General features: G+C 64.5%; 20 protein-coding genes and 1 pseudogene. 11 read left to right on the forward strand and 10 right to left on the reverse strand.

Annotation, left to right across the window (positions count from 1 at the left end):
• Positions 1-161: 161 nt before the first annotated feature.
• The 4 genes from NATOC_RS07295 to NATOC_RS07310 all read right to left on the reverse strand — a co-directional run bounded on the left by NATOC_RS07295 (position 162) and on the right by NATOC_RS07310 (position 2878).
• On the reverse strand, positions 162-887 hold the full coding sequence (locus NATOC_RS07295; RefSeq protein WP_015320784.1) for a ribosome assembly factor SBDS: 726 nt from the start codon (positions 885-887) through the stop codon (positions 162-164).
• Between the two features lie 62 nt (positions 888-949).
• Positions 950-1705: an archaeal proteasome endopeptidase complex subunit alpha gene (gene psmA / locus NATOC_RS07300; protein WP_015320785.1), complete on the reverse strand. Its 756-nt coding sequence runs from the start codon at positions 1703-1705 to the stop codon at positions 950-952.
• A 4-nt stretch (positions 1706-1709) separates the two neighbouring features.
• Positions 1710-2195 carry an Rpp14/Pop5 family protein gene (locus NATOC_RS07305; RefSeq protein WP_015320786.1) on the reverse strand — a complete coding sequence of 162 codons (486 nt, stop codon included), beginning with the start codon at positions 2193-2195 and terminating at the stop codon, positions 1710-1712.
• The gene (locus tag NATOC_RS07310) at positions 2192-2878 is read right to left on the reverse strand and encodes a class I SAM-dependent methyltransferase (protein WP_015320787.1); all 687 of its coding nucleotides are present in this window, start codon (positions 2876-2878) and stop codon (positions 2192-2194) included. The genes NATOC_RS07305 and NATOC_RS07310 overlap by 4 nt, the downstream gene beginning before the upstream one ends.
• Before the next feature lie 166 nt (positions 2879-3044).
• Here NATOC_RS07310 and NATOC_RS21060 point away from each other — a divergent pair, with 166 nt between their 5' ends.
• Both NATOC_RS21060 and NATOC_RS23045 read left to right on the forward strand, forming a co-directional pair.
• Entirely contained in the window at positions 3045-3839 is a 795-nt protein-coding gene (locus NATOC_RS21060; protein ID WP_157224598.1) for a halocin C8-like domain-containing protein, read from the forward strand.
• A gap of 97 nt (positions 3840-3936) precedes the next feature.
• A complete protein-coding gene (locus tag NATOC_RS23045) occupies positions 3937-4068 on the forward strand; it encodes a hypothetical protein (RefSeq protein WP_015320789.1) in 132 nt (43 codons plus the stop codon).
• Positions 4069-4430: 362 nt separating this feature from the next.
• Here NATOC_RS23045 and NATOC_RS07325 read toward each other — a convergent pair whose 3' ends face one another.
• From NATOC_RS07325 to NATOC_RS07335, 3 genes are all read right to left on the reverse strand, one after another.
• Positions 4431-5138, reverse strand: coding sequence for an RNase P subunit p30 family protein (locus tag NATOC_RS07325; protein WP_015320791.1), 708 nt, complete (start codon positions 5136-5138; stop codon positions 4431-4433).
• Positions 5139-5719: 581 nt separating this feature from the next.
• Positions 5720-6538: a transcriptional regulator TbsP gene (gene tbsP, locus NATOC_RS07330; RefSeq protein WP_015320792.1), complete on the reverse strand. Its 819-nt coding sequence runs from the start codon at positions 6536-6538 to the stop codon at positions 5720-5722.
• 371 nt (positions 6539-6909) lie between these two features.
• Positions 6910-8997 carry a hypothetical protein gene (locus NATOC_RS07335; RefSeq protein WP_015320793.1) on the reverse strand — a complete coding sequence of 696 codons (2088 nt, stop codon included), beginning with the start codon at positions 8995-8997 and terminating at the stop codon, positions 6910-6912.
• A gap of 172 nt (positions 8998-9169) precedes the next feature.
• Here NATOC_RS07335 and glyA point away from each other — a divergent pair, with 172 nt between their 5' ends.
• Together glyA and NATOC_RS07345 are read left to right on the forward strand one after the other, a co-directional pair.
• Positions 9170-10417 carry a serine hydroxymethyltransferase gene (gene glyA / locus NATOC_RS07340; RefSeq protein WP_015320794.1) on the forward strand — a complete coding sequence of 416 codons (1248 nt, stop codon included), beginning with the start codon at positions 9170-9172 and terminating at the stop codon, positions 10415-10417.
• A 635-nt stretch (positions 10418-11052) separates the two neighbouring features.
• Positions 11053-11946 (forward strand): bifunctional methylenetetrahydrofolate dehydrogenase/methenyltetrahydrofolate cyclohydrolase, encoded by an 894-nt coding sequence (locus NATOC_RS07345; RefSeq protein ID WP_015320795.1) that lies wholly within the window; start codon positions 11053-11055, stop codon positions 11944-11946.
• Between the two features lies 1 nt (position 11947).
• On the opposite strand, the gene NATOC_RS07350 is transcribed toward NATOC_RS07345, so the two are convergent.
• Both NATOC_RS07350 and NATOC_RS07355 read right to left on the reverse strand, forming a co-directional pair.
• Positions 11948-12673 (reverse strand): DUF7117 family protein, encoded by a 726-nt coding sequence (locus NATOC_RS07350; protein ID WP_015320796.1) that lies wholly within the window; start codon positions 12671-12673, stop codon positions 11948-11950.
• Positions 12674-12718: 45 nt separating this feature from the next.
• Positions 12719-13729, reverse strand: coding sequence for a lysylphosphatidylglycerol synthase transmembrane domain-containing protein (locus tag NATOC_RS07355; protein ID WP_015320797.1), 1011 nt, complete (start codon positions 13727-13729; stop codon positions 12719-12721).
• Between the two features lie 247 nt (positions 13730-13976).
• Here NATOC_RS07355 and NATOC_RS07360 point away from each other — a divergent pair, with 247 nt between their 5' ends.
• The 7 genes and pseudogenes from NATOC_RS07360 (at position 13977) to NATOC_RS07385 (ending at position 20191) form a co-directional block, all read left to right on the forward strand.
• On the forward strand, positions 13977-14714 hold the full coding sequence (locus NATOC_RS07360; protein WP_015320798.1) for a hypothetical protein: 738 nt from the start codon (positions 13977-13979) through the stop codon (positions 14712-14714).
• Positions 14715-14891: 177 nt separating this feature from the next.
• Complete coding sequence (locus NATOC_RS22275) at positions 14892-15038, forward strand: hypothetical protein (protein WP_005555567.1); 147 nt, start codon at positions 14892-14894, stop codon at positions 15036-15038.
• A 397-nt stretch (positions 15039-15435) separates the two neighbouring features.
• Positions 15436-15711, forward strand: coding sequence for a PadR family transcriptional regulator (locus tag NATOC_RS07365; RefSeq protein ID WP_008425896.1), 276 nt, complete (start codon positions 15436-15438; stop codon positions 15709-15711).
• A 92-nt stretch (positions 15712-15803) separates the two neighbouring features.
• Positions 15804-16152 (forward strand): annotated as a pseudogene (locus NATOC_RS21065) (MgtC/SapB family protein); the annotation flags it as partial.
• An 84-nt stretch (positions 16153-16236) separates the two neighbouring features.
• Complete coding sequence (locus NATOC_RS07375; protein ID WP_015320800.1) at positions 16237-17586, forward strand: aminotransferase class III-fold pyridoxal phosphate-dependent enzyme; 1350 nt, start codon at positions 16237-16239, stop codon at positions 17584-17586.
• 53 nt (positions 17587-17639) lie between these two features.
• The gene (locus NATOC_RS07380; RefSeq protein WP_015320801.1) at positions 17640-17870 is read left to right on the forward strand and encodes a hypothetical protein; all 231 of its coding nucleotides are present in this window, start codon (positions 17640-17642) and stop codon (positions 17868-17870) included.
• 65 nt (positions 17871-17935) lie between these two features.
• Complete coding sequence (locus NATOC_RS07385; protein ID WP_015320802.1) at positions 17936-20191, forward strand: beta-glucosidase; 2256 nt, start codon at positions 17936-17938, stop codon at positions 20189-20191.
• Here the strand turns inward: NATOC_RS07385 and purD are convergent.
• Positions 20188-21492: a phosphoribosylamine--glycine ligase gene (gene purD / locus NATOC_RS07390; RefSeq protein WP_015320803.1), complete on the reverse strand. Its 1305-nt coding sequence runs from the start codon at positions 21490-21492 to the stop codon at positions 20188-20190. The two genes, NATOC_RS07385 and purD, sit on opposite strands and share 4 nt — an antisense overlap.
• Positions 21493-21526 lie beyond the last annotated feature (34 nt).

Here is a 21526-nt window from a genome sequence, read left to right on the forward strand (position 1 = left end):
GCTCGAGCGACGCCTGCGTTCGAACGCTACGGATAGCGATCGAACACCTCCGTTAGACGGTCTCGGGGCATAGCTTTGTGTACGCCGCCGATCGTCTTGAATCCAGTGCACGATCCGGCCGCTAGCGGTTCGTGGACCGAGAGAAACAACAGAGCCGTCGGCTACCGGGTGCTGAGCTCGTCTTTGTCCTTGATGAGCTCGGTTTCGGCCTCGCCGCTCGAGTGCTCGTTGACGGTATCGTAGAACTCGTTTTGGAGTCCGGCCGGGAACGTCAACACGCCGATCCAGGAGCCGTCGGCCTGCCACTCCTCGCGTTCCAGCTCGCCGAACTCGCGGATCTTTGCCTGGGCGCTGCCGGCGTGTTCCGCGGGGATCTGTACCGCCATCGTCACCTCCTCGAACCGGATCGGAATCACCGGCCGCAGGGCGTCCAGGGCTTCGTCGACCTGCTGTTGGACCGGCTCCATCGGATCGACGGTAAAGCCCGCCTCCTCGAGGGCGTTGTCGATCCGCTCGGGCGGGTGCGGAGCGTTGTCCATCTGCGGGTTGACCGCGTTGCGCGTGATCGTGTCGATCAGCTGCTTGCGCTTTCGCTCCTGCATCTCGCGGCGCTGGTCGGCCGTGATCTGGATCTCCCCTTCTTTGATGACCTCGGGAATGATCTCGAGGGGATCGGTCGTCTCGAAGACCGTCTCGAGGTCGTCCTCGGCGGGACGATCACCGCGCGAGGCGTTCTCGAAGACGTCCTCGGCGGCGATGACGTCCTCGAGGTCGCCCTCGAAGTCACCGCGCTTGATCGCCAGTGCAGCGTCCGGATCGACAAGCACCTCGAAACGCGCCCCGTGTGATTCGAGCCGCGCCGTCACCGCCTCGTCGAGCGATATCATACCCGAGCATACCTCCGGCCGGGTAAAAGAGCTTTTCCTGCCGGAGTTTCCTCGCGAACGCGTTACTCGTCGGCTTCCTCCTCGCCGTCGTCGAGCAGGTCGTTCTCCTCGAGGTGGTCCTCGATGCGGTCATAGTCGAACTGCTCGAAGGACTCGCTGTCGACGTCGATCGTCGCGAGCCCGACCTCGCTGGGCAGCAAGGAGCCGTCGTTGACCGACGCGAGCGCGTCGAGCGCGAGCGCGATACCGCCGTCGAGGTCGGCCTCATCGTCGTAGTTCTCCTCTAAGTACTCCTGGAGCTCACCGCGGTCGGAGCCGACCGCGAGTGCCTTCCACTCGTAGGGCGTTCCGGAGGGATCGGTCTCGAACAGCCGCGGCTCGCCGTTGTCGATGCCGCCGACGATCAACGCGACGCCGAACGGACGAGCACCGCCGACCTGAGTGTACTGCTGGATGTGATCGGTGACCTCCTTCGTGAGCGTCTCGACCCCGATCGGCTCGCCGTACCGTAGCTGGTTGACCTGGGCCTGACGGCGCGCGAAGTCGATCAGCTGGCGCGCGTCGGCGACGTGGCCGGCGCTCGCGATGCCGACGTGGTCGTCGGCCTTGTGGATTTTCTCGACGCTCGAGTCCTCCAGTAGCGGGGAAGGAACTCGCTTGTCGACGGCCAGCACGACGCCGTCGTTGGTCCGCACGCCGATGCTTGCTGTACCTCGCTTGACCGCCTCGCGAGCGTACTCGACCTGGTAGAGTCGGCCGTCTGGCGAGAAGATCGTGATGCCGCGGTCGTACGCCTGCTGTTGTTGTTGTCCCTGCATAGTATCACGCGAAATCGCAATCGAGGTCTGTCGTGCCCACGAACGCGTCATCGAGTCGCACGTCTGCAGACCCGTCGCGCACGACGGCGACTCGCTCTTCGTTCCCGAACACGACGTTTCTCTCCTTCGAATCTTGCCGGCGGCGTCCTAAATAGTTTTCTTCACCGGCACGGATCGTGCCACTGATACCGCAGACCCGAATCCCGACCGTAGCACCGTCGATCTCGTCGATACAGGCGATCGCCGCTCTGGCGGATTCGGTCTCGCCTCGGCGAACTCGCACGATTGCGGATCCGGTTCCATCGTCGAACTCGAACCTGACGACCGTCAGATCGGCCGCGGCGCTTCCCGGATCGCCCAGCAGGTTCTGGCCCGCGTACCAACACTCCCGCTGGAACGCTCGCCGGTCGATCTCGGCGTCGGGCCAGCCCTCGAGCTCGAGGACGAGGTAGCGCCACCGGGGCTGGAGGTGTTTCGGGAGGTGTTTCATCCGTCCGTCTCGAGCTCGCCGTCGGTCGCGGGGCCGCGTTCGGCGACCAGGACGCCGACCTGGTCGTGGACCCGTTCGACGGCTGTCAGCGAGAAGCCTGCGCTCGTGAAGGCGTCGGCGAGCGTGCCGACGGTCGCGGGGTCGTCGACCTCCGGCGAGTAAAACGGCTCCTCGGGGTCGGGCTCGCCGAAGAACATCACGTCCCCGAGGACGAACCGATCGGGCTCGAGGGCCGCGATCACGTCGATCGCCTCGCGCTTTTCCTCGTCCGAGAGGTGGTGCATCGCGAAGTTCGAAGTTACCACGTCCACACGAGGGGACCGAGTGTGGGCTCGAGACGTCTCCGACGTCTCGGCGTCGACGGGCCCGTCGTACTCGGGCTCGCGGAAGGTTCCCCGGTCGAACTCGACGTTCTCGAGGCCGTCCTCCTGGGCTTTCGTTCTCGCCTCGTCCATCATTCCCTCGCTGATGTCCCGGCCGACCACGCGGTCGGCATCCGGTGCCAGCGCGAGTGCGATGGCGCCCGTCCCGGTCCCCAGATCGAGGACGACGTCCTCGGCGTCGGGCGCGGCGTGTTCGATCACCAGGTTCGCACAGGCGCGGTACTCGTCGGATTTCGACTCGTCGTACTCGGTCGCTTTCTCGTCGAAGCGGGCGGCGTGTTCCTCAGGACTCTTCTTCATACCTGCTCCGTTCGATCCCCGGCTCAATGAACGATGCGAATGGGGTGCCGGATGGGGTTCCCCTTGTTCCCATCAATTACGTATCTTATACACTTCTATCGAATTTAAGTGCGAGTGTATGGGTGATGACTATTAGATATAAGCAAAGACGCAATAGTTACAGGTTGTGGTAGACGAAACACCATCACGGCGAACAATCCTGAAAGGTGTCACAGCAGGCAGCGTTCCAATTGCGATGGGGTCCGCCTCAGGCAATCCTGGCGCGAAGAACAATGGAAACGGCCCGAAGACGGATTTGGAGATACTAGACTCAGCAGCCAAATCCCACTCGGAGGCACATAAGGATGCACACGCTGTGTTAGATGATGAGACGGTAACTGAATTGAGCATCGCTATTGAGTTGGTAACGTCCGATCCGTCGGTGAATAATCGTAATCCCGCTATCCTTCACTTGCCGCTTGCTTCGGACGATGAAGAATACACTGTTGATAATGGTGGCGTCCTCATGGCCTTGGTCGTTGACCACGGAGACGATCGTGTCCCGATTCAGGCGATGGGGATCACGAGAGAAGAAGCCGAAGACGAAATTAGCACTCAATCATCCGACGGGACAGAAGCGTCGGTCGAAATGAAGGTATTCGGCGAAAACGAAACGTCTGGATTAGGGCTCCTTGAAACCACGGCAGACACACCAGCGCGTGAGGATTCCGTTTCGACACAATCGATTCACGGTTCCGTCGGTTGTGAGATGTGTACTACGATCATTGCGACCGCCTGTGTAGGCTCTTCTCGTATCACCCAAACATCCTGTGCGAAGGCCGCAGTATCGGCTGGCGCATTCAATCCGTGGGCGGGCGGTGCTGCGGCGGCGTTTTGCCTCTACGTCGTTCAAAACGCTACGACGCTCACCTGCACTGCCGCTCCCGGGACGATCTGCGTCGGAGCAGGTATTTGTGATTAACGATTTGATATAACAAAAATGCCATCTACGATAAGGATTTATATGAAACTTCTACAGTCGAATAGTGCTATCAGAAAGAACGGGTTGGAAAACGTATATGAGCACGGACAATAACTCACTCGAGCGGTACCGACAGTGGATTATCGCCGGAACAGCCGCCCTCAAAATTGGACTCGTTGTGTACGGCGTTTGGGTGACGCTTGCGGTTTACCAGGCTGGACTCGAATGATTGGCCCTCAGTTTCGGCATCGGTGGCGGGCTCTATCTCCTCGTCGAGGCGGTAGCCGACTGGCGGAAGGGACGACGGCCATGGATGCCGACTCGGCGAGTCATCGCAACGGAATTTGACAAATCACCATCGATTCGGCGTGGTAGTATCATCGGTGTGGTTGCCGCGAAACTGACAGTCATCGGACTCTGGGCATTCGTGACCTATACGGTCTATCAGGCAGGATTAGAGGGGATTGCCGCGAGTTTCGTTTTCCTCGGAGCCACCTACGTAGTCGCCAGACTCGCACTCGATTTGCGAGCGGGCCGTCCGCCGTGGCTCCCGATGGATCGCGTGCCGCTATTCGAGTAATCTCAGAACTGTCAGCTATCGTCGGCCTCGTACTGTCCCCATTCAACCTCCGGTTCAATGAACGACTCGGAGTCGATGCGACGATTGCGCTCGGCGAGTCGGCCCCACTCGGCGAGTCCGTCCTCGATAAAGTCACTCGAGAGGCCGATCTCCTCGCCTACCGCCTGCAGTTCGCGGGGTGAGCGAAGCTCGAGGTGCGAGTACGGGTCGGCGCTGACGACGTAGGGCGCGTCGTAGTAGTCGACGATCTCGGAGAGCTTCCGCAGCGACTGGAGGGTTCGAACCCGCCGCCCGCCGCTCTCCCGGAGCGCGCCCGAGAGGTCGAACTCGATTCGGACGCCGTTCTCGACGGCGGCTTTCGCCAGTACGTGGTTGACGTCGCCGTCGCCGGCCATCGGCCCCGCCAGTACGTCGACCTTCGCTTGTTCGACCGCAAACCGGTTCAGGGCGTTCGTCCCGCCTTCGAGGGCGATGAGGGTCCGTGAGGTGCGGTAGTTACCGACCGAGCCGCTGGCCTGTTGGGGGTCTGCGGCCCGGATCTCGACGCCGTCGACGACGTCGATCCCGTACTCGTTGGCGATCGTGTCGGCGTCGTAGTCGGCTCGAGTTCCGGAGTGGTTGCGCACGACCATCCCCTCGTACCCGTAGTCGGCCGCCCGTTTCGCGAGCCTGGCGACCGTGCTCTGTCCCTCGGGGTGGACGCGGACGGCCTCGTACATACTCGAGGACTCTCGGAGCTTCGACTTGGAGTTTGCGTCACGCGCTCGCCCGACTCTCGCTCGAGCAACGGATTACAGCCGGGAGCGCGCTCGCCGACCTTCGGCGAGCGCGCGACTCAACGAAAGAGCAAGCTCTTTCGAGCAGCGAGGGATCGTCGATCCCTCGAGTAGTCGGCGCGAAGTCGTTCGAAACGGATTTGCCGTTTCATGATGCCAAAAATCTTCGATTTTTGAGCACCCCGACGACCTCGCGAACGCGCAGCGTTCGCTCAACGGGGAAGGGCAGGCAGACTCACGGTACTCACCGCGAGCGAACCCGACGGGTGAGCGAGCGGGCCGACGACCGATGTGAGTGAGGACTATCGGAACGAACGAACGGAGGGAGGAGTGCTTTTGATCGAAATTTTATCGAGGGACATCGCGGTCGCGAACCGCCGCGACCGCGATAGACCGTGGTTCGAAAGACGCCAAAGGCGTCTTTCGTCATCATGCGAGACCACAGGTCTCGCGGACCTCGCGGAGCTTCGCTCCGCTCAGTCACGAGAGAGCGAAGCTCTCTCGAACGACAGAATAAAATTTCGTTAGTTGAGAATCGACTGGGCGACCGTCGCGAGCTGGCCGTTGTCGGCCTCGGTGAGCCGCTCGTCGCCGATCTTCAGGCGCAGGCGCGGGCGGCCGACGTCGATGGGAACCTTCTCGGTGTCGATCAGGCCCATGTCCTCGAGTTTGGTCTTCGTGCGGCTGAACGTCGCCTTGCTGGCGATGCCGACGTCCTCGCCCCATTTGCTGATGTCGTACAGCAGCGCCTCGTTTTTGGCGGCGACGAGCAGCGAGATCGTCACCTCGTCGAGACCGTCGCCGTCGCCGCGGGCGGTCTCCAGCGAGTCGAGGATCGCGCTGAAGTCCTCCTGGGCGCCGGGGCTAATCTCCTCGGAGAGCGTGTCTTGAACGTCCGAGATCGGTGGCGTCCGGAGGTTGAACTCGGAAGCGTCCTCCCAGCGGGTCGCGTACGCGTCGTGGGTGTCCTCGACGAAGCTCTTGTCGTCGGTGACCAGTCCGCCGACGCGGTCGTTCGCGTGGACGATGGCGACGACGCTGTCTTCCGTTACGAGCAGCGAGTTCTCGGGGGCCTCCTCGAGTGAGCGCAGCGAGAGCGAGCCCTGGCTAACGAGGTCGGCGGCGTTCGACGCGACGATGAAATCGTCCATGACGTCTTTGAGCGTCCGTTCGTCGGCGAGCATGTGAACCGAGGGGAGTTCGCCGTCGAAATTCGTCGCGACGGAGACGAACTCCTCGATGGCGTCTCGTGACGGGTTTACCATGTAGACGTCACCGCTCGCGTCTCCGAGGATCGATTCGAGGATATCGTCAATCTGGTGATTGAGTAAATTCGAGGTCATGCCAATACAGAAGTAAACGAGGTACAGTTACTTAATTTTGGTGGCCGTTTCCCCGCCAGAACCGCCGTGTTCTATCCGTACGCCGCGATACGAACCCGGGTCACCGTCGCGAGCGCAGGTCGTGCCAGGAAGCCGTATTTGTTTCTATGATCTGTCTTATCAGATTATTAGTATATACCGTTTTGTCTCTACTTATGTTTGAAATTACGACAAAACTTATGTTCGGGTTCTGGCATTGTAGGGTTGCATGGGTGCAATTGGTGACCTGATCGACTCGGTGCAGGTGTGTGTGAAACAGCAACTTCGAAACGACAGACGCGATCGCTCGCTCCAAGCGAGCGGGGTTAGTACGTACAGCGGACCCTAACCGCTCAAACGAACTGCGACCACAGTTCTCCGGACCAGTAGATATCGCCGTCGTAGATCACCGGCGACTCCGTATCCTGTAGCATCGACACTAGCTCGGACCGGTCTAGCGTGAAACTGGACTCGTTTCCACAGAGGTACGCGTACTCGCTGTCGGTTGTGTGGGGAACGTAGTACGATCCCGTTGCGTGTGTCGAGTAGCAGTCGAAGGTCGCCAGATATCGGTCGTCCTCGAGTTCCTCGAGGGAGATCGTCGTTGGGAGACGACTCTCGCTTTGGGTAAGCGAGTGGGTGCCGTCGCCGACGACGGCGTAATCTTTCCCCATCATGATCCGACGGCGAGCGAGTCGGAGCGCTCGCTCGATGCTGAACCCGTGGACGAGCAGCTTGGCGAACGTCGAACCGACCTTGATAGCGTGGTCGTTTAGCACCTTCCGGAACGTCACCGCGCCCGCGACGCTGCCTTTCTCGATTAGTTCCATCCCCTCGTAGTAGGAGCCACAGGCGTTGAGGAAGAACGTCTGTGCGGAACACTGATCGAGACTCGAGGCCGAGAGCGTTCCGTCCGTACAGCGAAGGCCGTCGGTCTCGCAGTGACCGATGTAGTGAACGAAGTCGTAATCGCTCTCGAAGACGGTAGCGAGCTCGGCTCGTGTCAGCCCTTCCTCGACGGAAACGTCCATCCTGACCTCTTTCGAGCGTCGCCGGTAGATCTCGGCGACGTCGTCGTGTTCGCCGGCCATCTCGGGGTCGTTCAGAACGACACAGATCGAGGTCGATTCGCTCGAACGCTCGAGGTACTCCAGCCGGTTGTGGTAGGCCGCAGCCGTCGATTTGAACACGTCGATCGGGACGCCATCGGCGAGCCAGCCGTGAACTCGTGCGTCCCGCAGGTCTGGTTTCACGATGTCGACCGACGCAACCTGCCCGGAGTGAGCTCCACCCGGCGAGCCGTTTCCGCCGCGGTAGAAGTCGGTCAGCGAGCGCTCGATCAGTTCCTCTCCCTCGAGCTCGGAGGTGCGAGGAGTATAGAGGAGGCTCATCCGATCGAGCAAAAACGGGAGCGTCTCGACGGTCTCGTACTCGGGAGAGATGTACGTCGCGAGATGCCACTCCGGCAATCGGTGTTCGACCGCCTCGTAGGGTATCTCGAGGTACGTGGCGAGCCGCTCGGCCGGCGTCGCCTCATAGAGCCGTTCGGCGTCGAGCTCCAGTACGTCGAGCAGACTCGATTCGGCGAGCTGCGTTCCGTACGGCCCGACGTTGCGGACGAGACAGTCCAGAAAGAACGTCTTTCGGAGGAGCCGCTCCACGTCACGCTCGAGACCGGGCATCGGTGAGAGCTCCGTCTCGATGCTCCGGTCGGGCACGCGGAGCCGAGGACGCGTTCCGGCGCCGTCGGCACAGTCCGTCGTTCGCACCGTCGCCTGAAGGTAGTACGCAAGCGAGGCGGTGGCGTACAGCGCCTTGTAGTCGGGAGGGACGACGATCTCGATTCCGCTTTTCGGGCGTTCGGAACGGATCGTGTCGGGTATCTCGAGTTCGTCGCCGAACTCGATCAGCGGCGGGTGGCCACGGAGCGTCGGGTAGGTGCGGTCGGGGCTGGTGGTCTTGTACGACGAGGTTAGATGGGAGATCGCCGTCGCCACATCGGTCGGCGAGTCGGGGACGGTAATCGTCCCCGCGGGACGTTCGTGACGGCTCCGCAGTCCGAGGACGACCCGAACCGGCTTCGGGAACGAGACGACGATCGACTCGAAGTCGTCGGTCTTGCGAACCGTCGCGCGGCCGGAGAACCGGAGATAGCTTTTGATCTCGGTGTCGACGTCGATCACGTACTCGTCGGCGGGCAAGGAGAGCGGTTGCCCCCCGGGATCGAGCTCGTACCGGGCGTTCGACCCGAGCGCGAACGCGTAGACGACCGCGTTGGGGAACCGTAGCTCGTCGGTTGTGACAGTGATCGTCTCGTCGACCGGACGCGGGAGCTCGCGTCCGGTGTCGACGACCGAGAGATCGTCGCCCACGACGGTGAGTTCGGCGTTATCCGTGTCCATGACGTGGAGCGTTTCCCCGGCCGTCGCCCACTCTATCATTCGGTATGCCGATGCTCGTCCGATTAGTTAGGTGTATCGGACGTTGCTACTTGGTGGAAATGAATTTATCAGTGAAATGAATAACTATCGAGACGGTCGTCCTCGAAACGAGTACTGGCTCGACTTGCCGTAGACGGGTACACTTATACGCACACCGAACCGCACACCAGACATGGATCACGAGCACGTTCGGGACGTCGACCCCGCCGTCGCCGACGCACTCGAGGGAGAGATCGAGCGCCAGCGCGACTCGCTCCAGATGATCGCCAGCGAGAACCACGTCAGTCGCGCCGTCGTCGACGCCCAGGGTAGCGTCCTGACGAACAAGTACGCCGAGGGCTACCCGGGTGCCCGGTACTACGGCGGCTGTGAGTACGCCGACGAGGTCGAAGAGCTCGCGATTGAACGCGCCACGGAGCTGTTCGGTGCCGAACACGTCAACGTTCAGCCCCATTCGGGAACCCAGGCCAACCAGTCCGTCTACTTCGCGATGCTCGAGCCCGGCGACAAGATCCTCTCGCTGGATCTCAACCACGGCGGCCACCTGAGCCACGGCCATCCAGCGAACTTCGTCGGCCAGCTTTACGAGGTCGAACAGTACGAGGTCGACGCCGGGACGGGCTATCTCGACTACGAGGGGCTCGCCGAGCACGCCGCCGAGTTCGAGCCGGATATTATCGTCTCGGGTTACTCGGCGTACCCCCGCGAGGTCGAGTGGGAACGAATCCAGGAAGCCGCCGACGACGTCGGCGCCTACCACCTGGCGGACATCGCCCACATCACGGGACTGGTCGCCGCGGACGTCCACGCCTCGCCCGTCGGCGTCGCCGACTTCGTCACGGGCTCGACTCACAAGACGATCCGCTCCGGACGGGGCGGCATCGTGATGTGCGACGAGGAGTACGCCGACGACATCGACTCGGCAGTCTTCCCCGGCGGACAGGGCGGCCCGCTGATGCACAACGTCGCCGGCAAGGCGGTCGGCTTCAAGGAGGCCCTCCAGCCGGCGTTCGAGGAGTACGCCGAACAGACGGTCGCGAACGCGCAGGCGCTCGGCGATCAGCTTTCCGAACACGGCTTCTCGCTGGTCTCGGGCGGAACGGATAACCACCTCGTACTCGTCGATCTTCGAGAGAGCCACCCCGACACCAGCGGGGGCGACGCCGAGGACGCCCTCGAGGAGGCGGGAATCGTCCTCAACGGGAACACGGTCCCCGGCGAGACCCGCTCGCCGTTCGACCCCTCCGGGATCCGCGCCGGGACGCCCGGGCTGACGACGCGGGGCTTCGACGAGGACGACTGTCGGACCGTCGCCGACCTGATCGCACGCGTTATCGACGCGCCCGACGACGAGGACGTCATCGCCGAGGTTCGCGACGAGGTCGCCACGCTGTGTGAAGCGAACCCGCTCTACGAGTAACGCTCGATAGCGATCCGTTTTTCCGCGCCCGTCGACCCGTCAGTCGCCGACGTCGCCACGTTTCGCTGCGGAGACGGTTGCTCCCGTCGAAACCGCCGCGTGCGAACCGAACGTCTCGAACGAGCGTCGAGCGATGGTCACACGACCGTCGGACGGTGAGGGTGCGGGATCGTCAGGTTGGCCGGAGCGACGGCACGAGGCGTCGCCTCTCGGCTCGAGCCGACACCGGCTTTCGGTGCGCCTGACCTGGTTTCGTGTCCGGCACAGCGTGTTCCCACGTCCTCACGGATCGAAGAGGGGTCGAGTTCGACGACCGAGGCAGGCGGCTACAGACCAGTGGACGTCGAGGACCGAGACGACGATCCGTCACGTCCACCGGGCTGTGATTCCGACGATCGACGCCGACGAGAAGTCGGCGCTGTGAGACACTCTTGAGACGAACGTCGCGTTCACGGACGTGACCCGGGCCATCCGTGACGTCTCCGAACACGCGTTCGAACGGCGGCGGGAAAGCGGTTCGAAGCGGGAGTCGTCGATCCTCGAACTGTTCACGATCGTGGCTATCGAGTTCCGTCTGCGAGTGGAAATGGGCACGGATCCGAGCGTTGATTAGCCTCGCGGCCGGTCTCTCGAGTATGACCGAGATCATCGACGGAGAGGCCGTCGCAAGCGGGATCCGCGAGGACTTGACCGACGCGATCGAGCGCCTCGCCGACGCCGGCGCGCGGCCCGGGCTGGCGACCGTGCTGATGGGCGACGATCCGGCGAGTCAGACGTACGTCGAGATGAAACAGCGTGACTGCGAGGAGGTCGGCATCGAGAGCCACCACGTCGACGTCGACGGCGACGCTCCCGCCGCGGAGCTGTACGACGCAATCGCCGATCTCAACGCGGACGACGACGTCCACGGCTACATCGTCCAGGCTCCGGTTCCGGATCACGTCGACTACCGCGAGGTAATCCGTCGAGTCCATCCCGCGAAAGACGTCGACGGCTTCCATCCGGAGAACGTCGGGCGGCTGGTCGCCGGCGACGCTCGGTTCCGTCCGTGTACCCCCCACGGCGTCCAGAAGCTGCTCGAGGACGCCGGCGTCGAGACGGAGGGTGCGGACGTGACGATCGTCGGCCGTTCGGATATCGTCGGTAAGCCGCTGGCGAACCTGCTGATCCAGAAGGCCGACGACGGGAACGCGACGGTCACCGTCTGTCACTCTCGGACCGAAGATCTCGCGGAGAAGACCCGCAGCGCCGATATCGTCGTCGCGGCCGCGGGCGCGCCCGAACTGGTCGACGGCTCGATGATCGGTGAGGGTGCGGTCGTGATCGACGTCGGCGTGAACCGCGTTGACGCGGACACCGAAAAGGGGTACGAGCTCGTCGGCGACGTCGAGTTCGAGAGCGCGAAAGAACAGGCGAGCGCGATCACGCCCGTCCCCGGCGGGGTCGGCCCGATGACCCGCGCGATGTTGCTGTACAACACGGTCAAAGCCGCGAGCCAGCAGGAAGACGTCGCCGTCGACCTCCCCTGACTTACACCACGCCGCCCGGCTCGAGATCCTCGAGGCGATCCTGTGCCCGGGCGAACGCCAGCTCGTCGCCCCGGAGCCCGTTCGCGAAGTCGCGGGTCGCTTCCACCAGCCGCTCGGCCGTGCGCGGTTCGACTTCGCCGTCGAGCATCCTGATCCGTTTGACGTGGTCTCCGAGCGTCTCGAGGACACCACGCTCGGCGTCGGTCAGCTGCCGGTCCTCGGTCCAGCTTCGGACGTCGCGTCGGTACTCCCTGACCGCGTTCGCGTACGCGAGCCCACGTGGACCCTGCAGGGACGGTGGCACCTCCTCGACGGGTGGTCGCTCGCCCCGATCGGCGCCCCGAAGCAAGGCCAGGAAGTACAGCTCTTCCCGATCCTCGAGGTCGATCGTTCGGCCGACGACGTCGGCGACGTGAAGCAGCTCCGTCGCCGCAAGATAGCGGTCGTCGAGCTCGCGGAGGTCGCCGGCGTTGATGAACCCCCGCCGCCGGGTGTACTCCTTCGCGCGGTCGCGCGCGCGTTCCGCGAGCTCCGCCGGCGGGACGTCCTCGATTGCGTTTCTGACGGGCGTGAGATCGAACTCGACCGAGAGGTCGGTGTGTTCGGTGCGCTCGTCGAGCCCGACGCTGCGGAGGCTCCCACAGGCCGGACAGCCGACGCTGCCCGTCTCGTAGTACGACCACCGCGTTCCACACTCCTTGCACTCGCGTTCGCCCCGGACCTTCATGGCCGTGGCTACGACCGGACCGACAAAAAGTCCCATCGGACCTGACTACGGCTCCCCGGCCAGCAGGACGCTCGCGGCAATCCCGCCGACCGTCACCGTGAGCCAGTACGTACAGAGCCGGTAGATCAGCGCGACCGTCAGCGCGGCCGCCGGCTCGAGGCCGCCAATCGCCGTGAGCGTCGCGGTGACCATCGCCTCGACGCCACCGGTCCCCCCAGGCGCGGGGACGACCGATCCGAGCTTGCCGAAGGCGACGGCCACCGCGACGACGGCGAGCGGGAGCCGGTAGCCAAGCGCGACCGCGCCGACGTAGACCGGAAGCATGAGAAAGGCCATCCCGAGATGCGAACAGACGACGGCGATCAGGAGCGTCCGTTTGTCGGCGGAGATCGTATCGACGGTCCTGTAGAACCCGTCCAGCCGACTCCGGACCCGATCGGGGGTGAGCGACTCCTCGAACCGGGAGCTGAACCTGCCGACGAGGCGGCGAACGAGAGCCGCCAGCCCGAGGACGGCGGTGTAGACCGCCGACGGTCGGTAGATGACGAGGACGACGGCCCCGACGAGCACCAGAAAGAGGCCGCCGAAGGCGACCAGCTGGTCGACCAACCCGTCGCCGAGCGCGTCGCCGACGACCAACACGCCGAGTGCGACGAACCCGAACGTGTAGTAGGGGACGTAGTTCGACAGGTCCGCCGAGAGGACGCTGGCGAGCCCGTCCTCGTAGGCCATCGTCTCGTCTTTCGAGACGAGGTAGGCGACCAGCGGCTCGGTCGCGATCTGGCCGTACGGCGTGACGTACTTGAGAAACATCGCGGTCAGGAAGAGTCCCGCGATCCGGAGCCGAGAGAGCTCCTCGTCGATCAACAAGAGGAGCTGCACCCACACCGCTCCGCGAAACGTCAACGCGAGCAACCCCGAGAGGACGCCGAGCGCGAGGACGGACGGGTCGGCCGACGACAGCTCGGCGAGCAGCTCCCCACCCCCGACGACGTGTACCAGAACCGCCAGCAGAACGGCGGCGAGCGCGAACCCGACGCCGATCCGCCGTTTCATAAGTACCCATCGCGGCAGGTGTTCAATTATATTATCGGTCGACGGACGACGGGCCGGGTGTCGGACTGCTCGGCTACCGAGCCGTATTCGTTCGTCCTCAGGATGAAGTTTCTAAATATTATATTTTTACCTTGAAATACTCTCGAACCGATGACTGTCACGAGAAGATGTTCGATTCCCAATAGGACATTAACATACGGCACCTGCAGGCCACATCGCCACCAATCGGTACGTACTACCCCGGGACATGTCCCAAGACCGACTCAACCGACGGAAGTTCGTCGCTGCGGCAGGTACTGCGAGTGCGCTCGTCCTGGCTGGCTGTGCCGACGACGGAGCCGAGGAGGACGACGACGCGGTGGACGACGAAGACGACGACGCGATGGACGACGATGACGACGAGATGATGGACGACGACGACGACGAGGAAACGGACGACGAGGACGAGACGTACACGCTGACGGTGACCGTCGAGGACGACGGCGATCCCGTCGAAGGAGCAACCGTCACCCTCGAGGAAGACGATGAGATGGACGACGACGATGACGACGCGATGGACGATGACGAGGACGACGACCTCGAAGACGACGACGCGATGGACGACGACGATGACGAACTGGACGACGATGACGAGGATGACGACCTCGAGGACGACGACGACGCGATGGACGATGACGAGGACGACGACCTCGAAGACGACGACTGGGAGGACGAGACCGACGAGGACGGCGAGGTCGAGTTCGAGGACCTCGAGGACGGCGACTACACGGTCACTGCCGAGTACGAGGGCCAGGAGGCTGAAGACGACGTCGAGATCGACGGCGACGACGAGGAAGTCACGCTAGATTTCGCCGATGACGACCCGATGGACGACGATGACGAAGAGGACGACGACCTGATGGACGACGACGATGACGAAGAGGACGACGACCTGATGGACGACGACGATGACGACGAGGACGACGACGGGCTGGGCGACGACTGATCGCGACACAGCCACACGTTCGGTCGGCAACCGCACAAGTGCCGGTTTCGGCCGGAAAGCTACCACTTCCGCCCGAAACGGAACCGCTCTCAGGCGAACTGCGATCCCGGCGACGCCGAGAGCGAGGTAGCGTTCGCCACGGCGACCTTTTTTGCGCTCGCTCCGGTAGGAGCCGGTATGCGAGACGAGGAGGAGATCCGCGAGCAGTACGAGTTCCTCGAGGAACACCTCGAGAGCGAGGAGATGCGCCACGACGGCGTTCGTGAGATGTTTACTTACTACAAGCGCGCGCTGGGGTGGGTCCTCGAGGAGGAACACATCTGAGGGGTCGAACGAAACCTATCACCGCTCGTTCCGTTTGCGACAGAGTTAAGTAGTGGGAACGGAATCTTTCGAGTGACGCTTCGCTTGGAGGGCCGAAGCGTCAGCGGGGACCAATTCAGGGCGGCAAGCGGTCGCGCGACATTTTTCCGTCGCGCGACTCGCTTTCCTGTTTCGATCGAGTTCTGAGCCGCAGCTCCGCCCAGTCCGTTCGTCGTTCGAACTGGCCGATCAGCGACATGAAAGCGGAGTTACGATCCGGCTCTGTCGAATCTCTCGCTCCTGTTACCATTTGAAACTGGCCGAAACAGCTATCTTCGATGGTAATATCCCTGTTTCACTCGAAACGACCCGATAGCCTTATTAAAATTCGACAGTAAGTACAGGTGGTACTTTCCCAATGTACGACCTGACAGGATTCCAGCGGGATCTGCTCTACGTCATCGCTGGTGAGGAAGAGCCACACGGGCTGGCGATCAAGGAGGAACTCGAGGAGTACTACGAGAAAGAGATCCACCACGGGCGGCTGTACCCCAACCTCGATACGCTCGTCGACAAGGGGCTCGTCGAGAAGGGGAGCCGCGACCGACGAACGAACTTCTATACGCTTACTCGCCGCGGTCGCCGAGAGCTCGAAGCGCGCCGGGAGTGGGAAGCCCAGTACGTCGATCTGTAGGACGGTACCGCTGGGTTTCCGGACGGATACGGGACGCCGTCGTCCGTTCCTGTCGGTCGCGCTCTTCTCACCGCGATACCGCCGACGAGGCGGTCGAGGCTGTCGTCGCGTCCGGTTTCATCATCGAGGGGTTACCGTTGCCGTCCTCTCATTGCTCCTGTTGGTCCTGAAGCGGGAGATCCATCAGTTCGCCGGCGGACTCAGCCGCGAGGAGATGCGCTCGACGACGGATTCGCCATCCTCGCGTTCGTCGTCTACCCGCTGTTGCCCGCCGAGTACGCCCTCGAAATCGGCAACCTGACGATCCCGCTCGAACCCCAGGTCATCTGGCTGATGGTCGTTGCCGTCGCCGGAATCTTGCTCGCGAACGCGGCGATGGCTGCCCGGAACCTGGCGATCGCGGTCGGCTTTACCGTCGGCAGCGGCAGCGCCGTCCTGCTGATCGGGGGCGGGCTCGCGGCCACGCTGGTCGTCCTGTAGCGGGCGGTAGTGTTTCTTTAACTCGGTGGGGTTCCAACGGTCCACATGGACCGCGACACGGTCGAGCCGACGGTAGACACGATGCCCGGCGAGCGGGCGAAACGCTGGGCCGACTACCATCACCGGTACGCCGCACCGAGCACGTACGTCTACGAGTTCGTCTGGGACACGCAGGCCGACGCCGTCGGACCGTTCTGTACGGACGTCGACGGTAACGTCTTGCTGGATTTCACGAGTCACGTCGCCGCCGCACCCCTCGGGTACAACAACCCGACGTTGCGCGAGAAGCTCGCCGAGTTCGACCTCGTCGATCCGCTGAAGATCGCCGGTCAGGACTTCTACGTCAGTGGCGGCTGGCCGCCCGAGGACCCCGAGTTCCCCGGCCCAACCCAGCTCATGGATCGACTGGTGGCGATGACCGATCACTACGGGATGGATCGGGTCTTTCTCTCGAACTCCGGCGCTGAGGCCGTCGAGAACGCGATCAAGATCTGCTACGCTTCGGGGGGCCACCGCGCGTTCACCTTCGAGGGCGCGTTTCACGGTCGTACCCTCGGTGCGCTCTCGCTGAACCGGTCCAAGGCAGTCCACCGAACGGGTTACCCCGAGATTCCCGGCGTAATCAGCGTCCCCTACCCTTCGAGTGTGGAGACCTACGAGAACCGCTGGCTGACCGACGGTCCCGGCGGGAACGTCGTCGCCGACAGGCTCCACCCCGATCGGGGCGTGATCGATCCCGACGAGGTCGCCTACCTCATTCTCGAACCGATCCAGGGTGAGGGTGGCTACCGCGTCTCACATCCAGAGTTCGCCCGCGACCTCGAGGACTTGCGCGAGCGCTACGACCTGAGGATCGTCGCCGACGAGATCCAGTCCGGACTCGGCCGAACCGGGGAGCTGTGGGCCGTCGACGACCTCGAGCTGACGCCCGACGTCATCGCGGCCGGGAAAGGGCTGCGGGTCGGCGCGACGATCTCGCGCTCGGAGATCTTCCCCGAGGAGACGAGCCGAATCTCCTCGACGTGGGGCGCCGGCGACGCGATCGCCGCGATGCAGGGTGCTCTGACGATCGACGTCATCCACGAGGACGATCTGCTCGCGAACGTCCGCGAGCGCGGCGATCAGCTCCGACGGCGGCTCGAGACGGCCGACCTGCCGGGCGCGGTCGACGTTCGCGGGAAAGGACTGATGCTGGCCGTCGAGTTCGACACCACGGAGCGCCGCGAGGACGTCGTCGAGGTCGCCCTCGAGCGAGGGCTGCTCACGATCGGCTGTGGGTACAAGTCGCTGCGGCTCCTGCCGCCGCTGGACGTAACCGAACGCGAGATCGACCTCGGGGTCGAGCTGTTGATCGAGGCCGTCGAGAGCGTCGCCGCCCGGTCGCGGTCGGTATAGGTTTCCCACGAAAGCCGCAGCTACTTGCCGCTACCCGTCCCAGTCGTGGTACGATGATCGGTGCGTTTACCGTCGGCAAGAAGGCGCTACTGTTCGGGTACAAACGCTACGGAATACCGGGAGCGATCGCCTCCGGGGCGGTCTTTCTGGCCGGCTACGTGGCCGTTCGCCGGCTGCTAAGCGGCTCCGCGAACGCCGAGTCCCTCGAGGACGTCGTCGAGGACGAACTCGGGACGTCGGAGGCCTCCGGCGGTGCCGACGGCGGCGGTTCGGGGCCGAACTAGCGGCCCGAACCGTGGGCGCGATCCGACCACAACACTATCCTGTAGTCGCTTCGAACCGTCGGGAGATGTCACGGGAACCGCGGATCCGACGGCTCGCCGAGGCGCTCACGCTCGAGGAGAAGGTTCGGCTCACCCACGGCGCGAACGATCCCACAGGACGTGCAACCGGCTACGTGGCGGGCGTCGAACGGCTCGGAATCCCGCCGCTGCGGATGGCCGACGGCCCGCTCGGCGTGCGGATCCCCGACGAGTCTACGACGGCGTTTCCCGCGCCGATCGCGCTCGCCGCGACCTTCGAGACGGAGCTCGCACGCGATCACGGCGCGGCGCTCGGGCGCGAAACCAGGGGAAAAGGCCAGGACGTCCTGCTCGCTCCCGGCACCAACCTCCTCCGGGTGCCACAGAACGGACGGAACTTCGAGTACTTCGCCGAGGACCCCGTCCTCTCCGCGTCGTTCGCGGGAGCCGTCGTTGCGGGGATCCAGTCACAGGACGTCGCCGCGACGCCGAAACACTACGTCGCGAACAACCAGGAAACCGCCCGTGCCGCCGTCAACGTCGACGCCGACGAGCGGGCGCTTCGCGAGCTCTACCTCCCGTCGTTTCGATCGGCCGTCGAGGCCGGCGCGGGCTCGGTGATGACCGCCTACAACGACGTGAACGGGACTCGAATGAGCGACCACGAGCGACTCCTCCGGGACGTGCTGAAAGGCGAGTGGGGGTTCGAGGGGTACGTCGTCTCGGACTGGTTCGGCACCGAGGACGCGGCCGACGCGGCGAACGGCGGACTCGACGTCGAGATGCCGGGCATCTCGATGGCGGAGATGCAGGCCGCGATGGCGGGCGACGACACCGACGGGCCCGACGCCGCGGACGGGGACGGCGACAGTGATGACGCGAACGAGCTCCCGGACGCCATCGCCGACGGGATGCCCGACCACGAGAGCTGCGAGCGGTTCGCCGACGCGCTGACCGAGGCCGTCGAGTCGGGCGCCGTCCCGGAGGAACGGCTCGACGACATGGTCGCACGCGTCCTCCGGACGATGGACCGGGTCGGTCTGCTCGCTGACGGCAAGACGCGACGCGCCTCGAACGGTCGGACAGGGTCCGAAGACGGCGCGGTCGACACGCCCGCCCACCGCGAGCTTGCGACCCGCGTCGCGACGCGGGGGACCGTCCTGCTCGAGAACGACGGCGTCTTGCCGCTTTCCGACGAGGCGGACGTCGCCGTTATCGGCCCGAACGTCGACGAGTCCGTCCTCGGCGGCGGCGGGTCCTCGGAGACGACACCCGTCGTCGAGGCGAGTCCGCGTACGGGGATCGCCGAGCGCGCCGACGGCAACGTGACGGTCGCGTACGGGATTCCGCGCGTCGAGGGCGTCTCGATGCTCGAGGCGTTCGTCGGCGACGACGGCGCGGAGCGCGAGGACGCTACTCGCGAACCGGACCTCGAGGACGCCGCGGCGACCGCGCGGGAGGCCGACGCCGCGGTCGTCTGCGTTCGCGACACCGCGACCGAGGCGCTCGACCGCGAGGACCTGCGCCTCCCCGGCCGCCAGGCGGAACTGATCGAGACCGTCGCCGCGGAAAACGACCGCACGGTCGTCGTCGTCAACTCGAGCGGCCCGATCGAATGTCCCTGGCGCGAGGATGTCGCGGCCGTCCTCGAGAACTGGTACCCCGGTCAGGCCCACGGCGAGGCCGTCGCCGCGGTGTTGTACGGCGACGCCGACCCGGGCGGGCGACTGCCCGTGACCTTCGCGCCCGAGGACGCCTACCCGACGGCCGACGAGCGCCGCTACCCGGGCGTCGACGGAACGGCTCGCTACGAGGAGGGCGTCTTCGTCGGCTACCGTCACTTCGACGCCGCCGACCGCGAGCCGACCTACCCCTTCGGCCACGGCCGTAGCTACGCCGACTACGAGTACGTCGACGCCGACCCGGACCTCGAGGACGGAACCGTTCGGGTCACCGTCGAGAACACGACCGACCGGGACGGACGGGAGGTCGTCCAGGTCTACGTCCGCCCACCGTCCGTCGAGGGCGTCGACCGCCCCGTTCGCGAACTCGCGGGCTTCGAGAGCGTCGCGGTCCCAGCCGGCCAGCGCGTCTCCGTCGCGGTCGAGCTCGAGGACCTCGCGTTCGCTCGCTACAGCGAGGACGGAGACGGCTGGACGGTCGATCCGGGCGAGTACGTCCTCGAGATCGGGCGGTCCTCGCGGGACGTTCGAGCGACCCTCCGGACGGAACTCGACCCGGCGTTCCGGCACCGAGTTCGGGAGTCGCTCGCGACCCGCGAGTCGTCGAGCGATCGGCGCTAACGGTCTTGCAGCTCCTCGACGTGGTCGATCCGCTGCTGGACGAGCTCGGGTTTCCCGATGTCGTGACGGACGTGGAGTCCCTCCTCGCCGGCGACCGCGAGGGCGTCCTCGGCGATCTCCTCGGCTGCGGTGATCGTGTCGGCGACGCCGACGAGGGCGAACGCTCTCGACGTGGTCGTGTAGATGCCGTCGTCGCGCTCGTCCACACTGGCGTAGTACAGCAGGGCGTCGCCCGCGCTCTCCTCGTCAACTTTGACCTTCGTGCCCGCCTCCGGATCGGTCGGATACCCCTCTGGAACCGCGTACTTACAGACCGTCGCCTGCGAGGCGAACTCGAGCTCCGGCAGCTCGTCGCCGTCGCGGGCGGCCGTGAGGACGTCGAGGAACGGCGTCTCGAGGACGGGCAGGGTGTTCATCGCCTCGGGGTCGCCGAAGCGGGCGTTGAACTCGATGACCTTCGGCCCCTCGCTGGTGAGCATGAACTGGCCGTAGAGGATCCCCCGGTAGCCCTCGAGGGCGTCGACGGTCGCCTCGATAATCGAGACGGCCTCGTCGTAGTCGTCCTCGGTCATGAACGGGAGCTCGAACGTGGCGTCGGAGTAACTTCCCATCCCCCCGGTGTTCGGCCCCTCGTCGCCCTCGTAGGCTCGCTTGTGGTCCTGAACGGCGGGTGCGGTCCGGACCTCGCCGTCGGCGACGAACGCCTGGACGGTAAACTCCTCGCCGACCAGCCGCTCCTCGAGGACGATCCGGTCGTAGTCGGAGTCGCGGATGTACTCTTTCCCTTCCTCGGCGGTGACCTGGTCGCCGATGACCTTCACGCCTTTCCCCCCGGTGAGCCCGGCGGGCTTGATCGCGAGGTCGCCGTCGTACTCGTCGATGTAGTCACAGGCAGCGTCCATGTCGTCGAAGGTCTCGAAGTCGGGACAGCCCGGCACGTCGTGTTCGGCCATGAACCGCCGCTGAAAGGCCTTGTCCGTCTCGATGCGGGCGTCCTCGGCCGTCGGCCCGAACGCGTAGATCCCCGCGTCCTCGAGCTCGTCGACGACGCCGGCCTCGAGGGGCGCCTCGGGGCCGACGACCGCCAGCGTCGCCCCGACGTCCTCGGCGTACTCGCGGACCGCCTTCGGGTTGGTCGTCTCGAGCGTCTCGAACTCGGTCGCGAGCCGGGCGATGCCGGGGTTTCGGTTCCCCGCGCAGGCGTAGAGGTCGACCTCGCCGCCGTCGGAACCGCCCTCGAGCGCCCGCGCGATCGCGTGTTCGCGCCCGCCGCCGCCGATCAGGAGCACGTGCTCTGCCATGCTCGATAGCGAAACGCACGAACCTGTAAGCGTT

It is taken from the genome of Natronococcus occultus SP4 (assembly GCF_000328685.1).
Lineage (GTDB): Archaea > Halobacteriota > Halobacteria > Halobacteriales > Natrialbaceae > Natronococcus > Natronococcus occultus.

What these genes read in the sequence shown, in the direction of transcription:
- NATOC_RS07360 (WP_015320798.1), top strand. Translation starts at nt 13,977, where the DNA reads ATGTCCCAAGACCGACTCAACCGACGGAAGTTCGTCGCTGCGGCAGGT.
- NATOC_RS07350 (WP_015320796.1), bottom strand. Translation starts at nt 12,673, where the DNA reads ATGAAGGTCCGGGGCGAACGCGAGTGCAAGGAGTGTGGAACGCGGTGG.
- NATOC_RS22275 (WP_005555567.1), top strand. Translation starts at nt 14,892, where the DNA reads ATGCGAGACGAGGAGGAGATCCGCGAGCAGTACGAGTTCCTCGAGGAA.
- NATOC_RS07355 (WP_015320797.1), bottom strand. Translation starts at nt 13,729, where the DNA reads ATGAAACGGCGGATCGGCGTCGGGTTCGCGCTCGCCGCCGTTCTGCTG.
- glyA (WP_015320794.1), top strand. Translation starts at nt 9,170, where the DNA reads ATGGATCACGAGCACGTTCGGGACGTCGACCCCGCCGTCGCCGACGCA.
- NATOC_RS07365 (WP_008425896.1), top strand. Translation starts at nt 15,436, where the DNA reads ATGTACGACCTGACAGGATTCCAGCGGGATCTGCTCTACGTCATCGCT.
- NATOC_RS07305 (WP_015320786.1), bottom strand. Translation starts at nt 2,195, where the DNA reads ATGAAACACCTCCCGAAACACCTCCAGCCCCGGTGGCGCTACCTCGTC.
- NATOC_RS07295 (WP_015320784.1), bottom strand. Translation starts at nt 887, where the DNA reads ATGATATCGCTCGACGAGGCGGTGACGGCGCGGCTCGAATCACACGGG.
- NATOC_RS07375 (WP_015320800.1), top strand. Translation starts at nt 16,237, where the DNA reads ATGGACCGCGACACGGTCGAGCCGACGGTAGACACGATGCCCGGCGAG.
- purD (WP_015320803.1), bottom strand. Translation starts at nt 21,492, where the DNA reads ATGGCAGAGCACGTGCTCCTGATCGGCGGCGGCGGGCGCGAACACGCG.
- NATOC_RS07385 (WP_015320802.1), top strand. Translation starts at nt 17,936, where the DNA reads ATGTCACGGGAACCGCGGATCCGACGGCTCGCCGAGGCGCTCACGCTC.
- NATOC_RS07325 (WP_015320791.1), bottom strand. Translation starts at nt 5,138, where the DNA reads ATGTACGAGGCCGTCCGCGTCCACCCCGAGGGACAGAGCACGGTCGCC.
- NATOC_RS07310 (WP_015320787.1), bottom strand. Translation starts at nt 2,878, where the DNA reads ATGAAGAAGAGTCCTGAGGAACACGCCGCCCGCTTCGACGAGAAAGCG.
- NATOC_RS07345 (WP_015320795.1), top strand. Translation starts at nt 11,053, where the DNA reads ATGACCGAGATCATCGACGGAGAGGCCGTCGCAAGCGGGATCCGCGAG.
- NATOC_RS07380 (WP_015320801.1), top strand. Translation starts at nt 17,640, where the DNA reads ATGATCGGTGCGTTTACCGTCGGCAAGAAGGCGCTACTGTTCGGGTAC.
- psmA (WP_015320785.1), bottom strand. Translation starts at nt 1,705, where the DNA reads ATGCAGGGACAACAACAACAGCAGGCGTACGACCGCGGCATCACGATC.
- tbsP (WP_015320792.1), bottom strand. Translation starts at nt 6,538, where the DNA reads ATGACCTCGAATTTACTCAATCACCAGATTGACGATATCCTCGAATCG.
- NATOC_RS07335 (WP_015320793.1), bottom strand. Translation starts at nt 8,997, where the DNA reads ATGATAGAGTGGGCGACGGCCGGGGAAACGCTCCACGTCATGGACACG.
- NATOC_RS23045 (WP_015320789.1), top strand. Translation starts at nt 3,937, where the DNA reads ATGAGCACGGACAATAACTCACTCGAGCGGTACCGACAGTGGATTATC.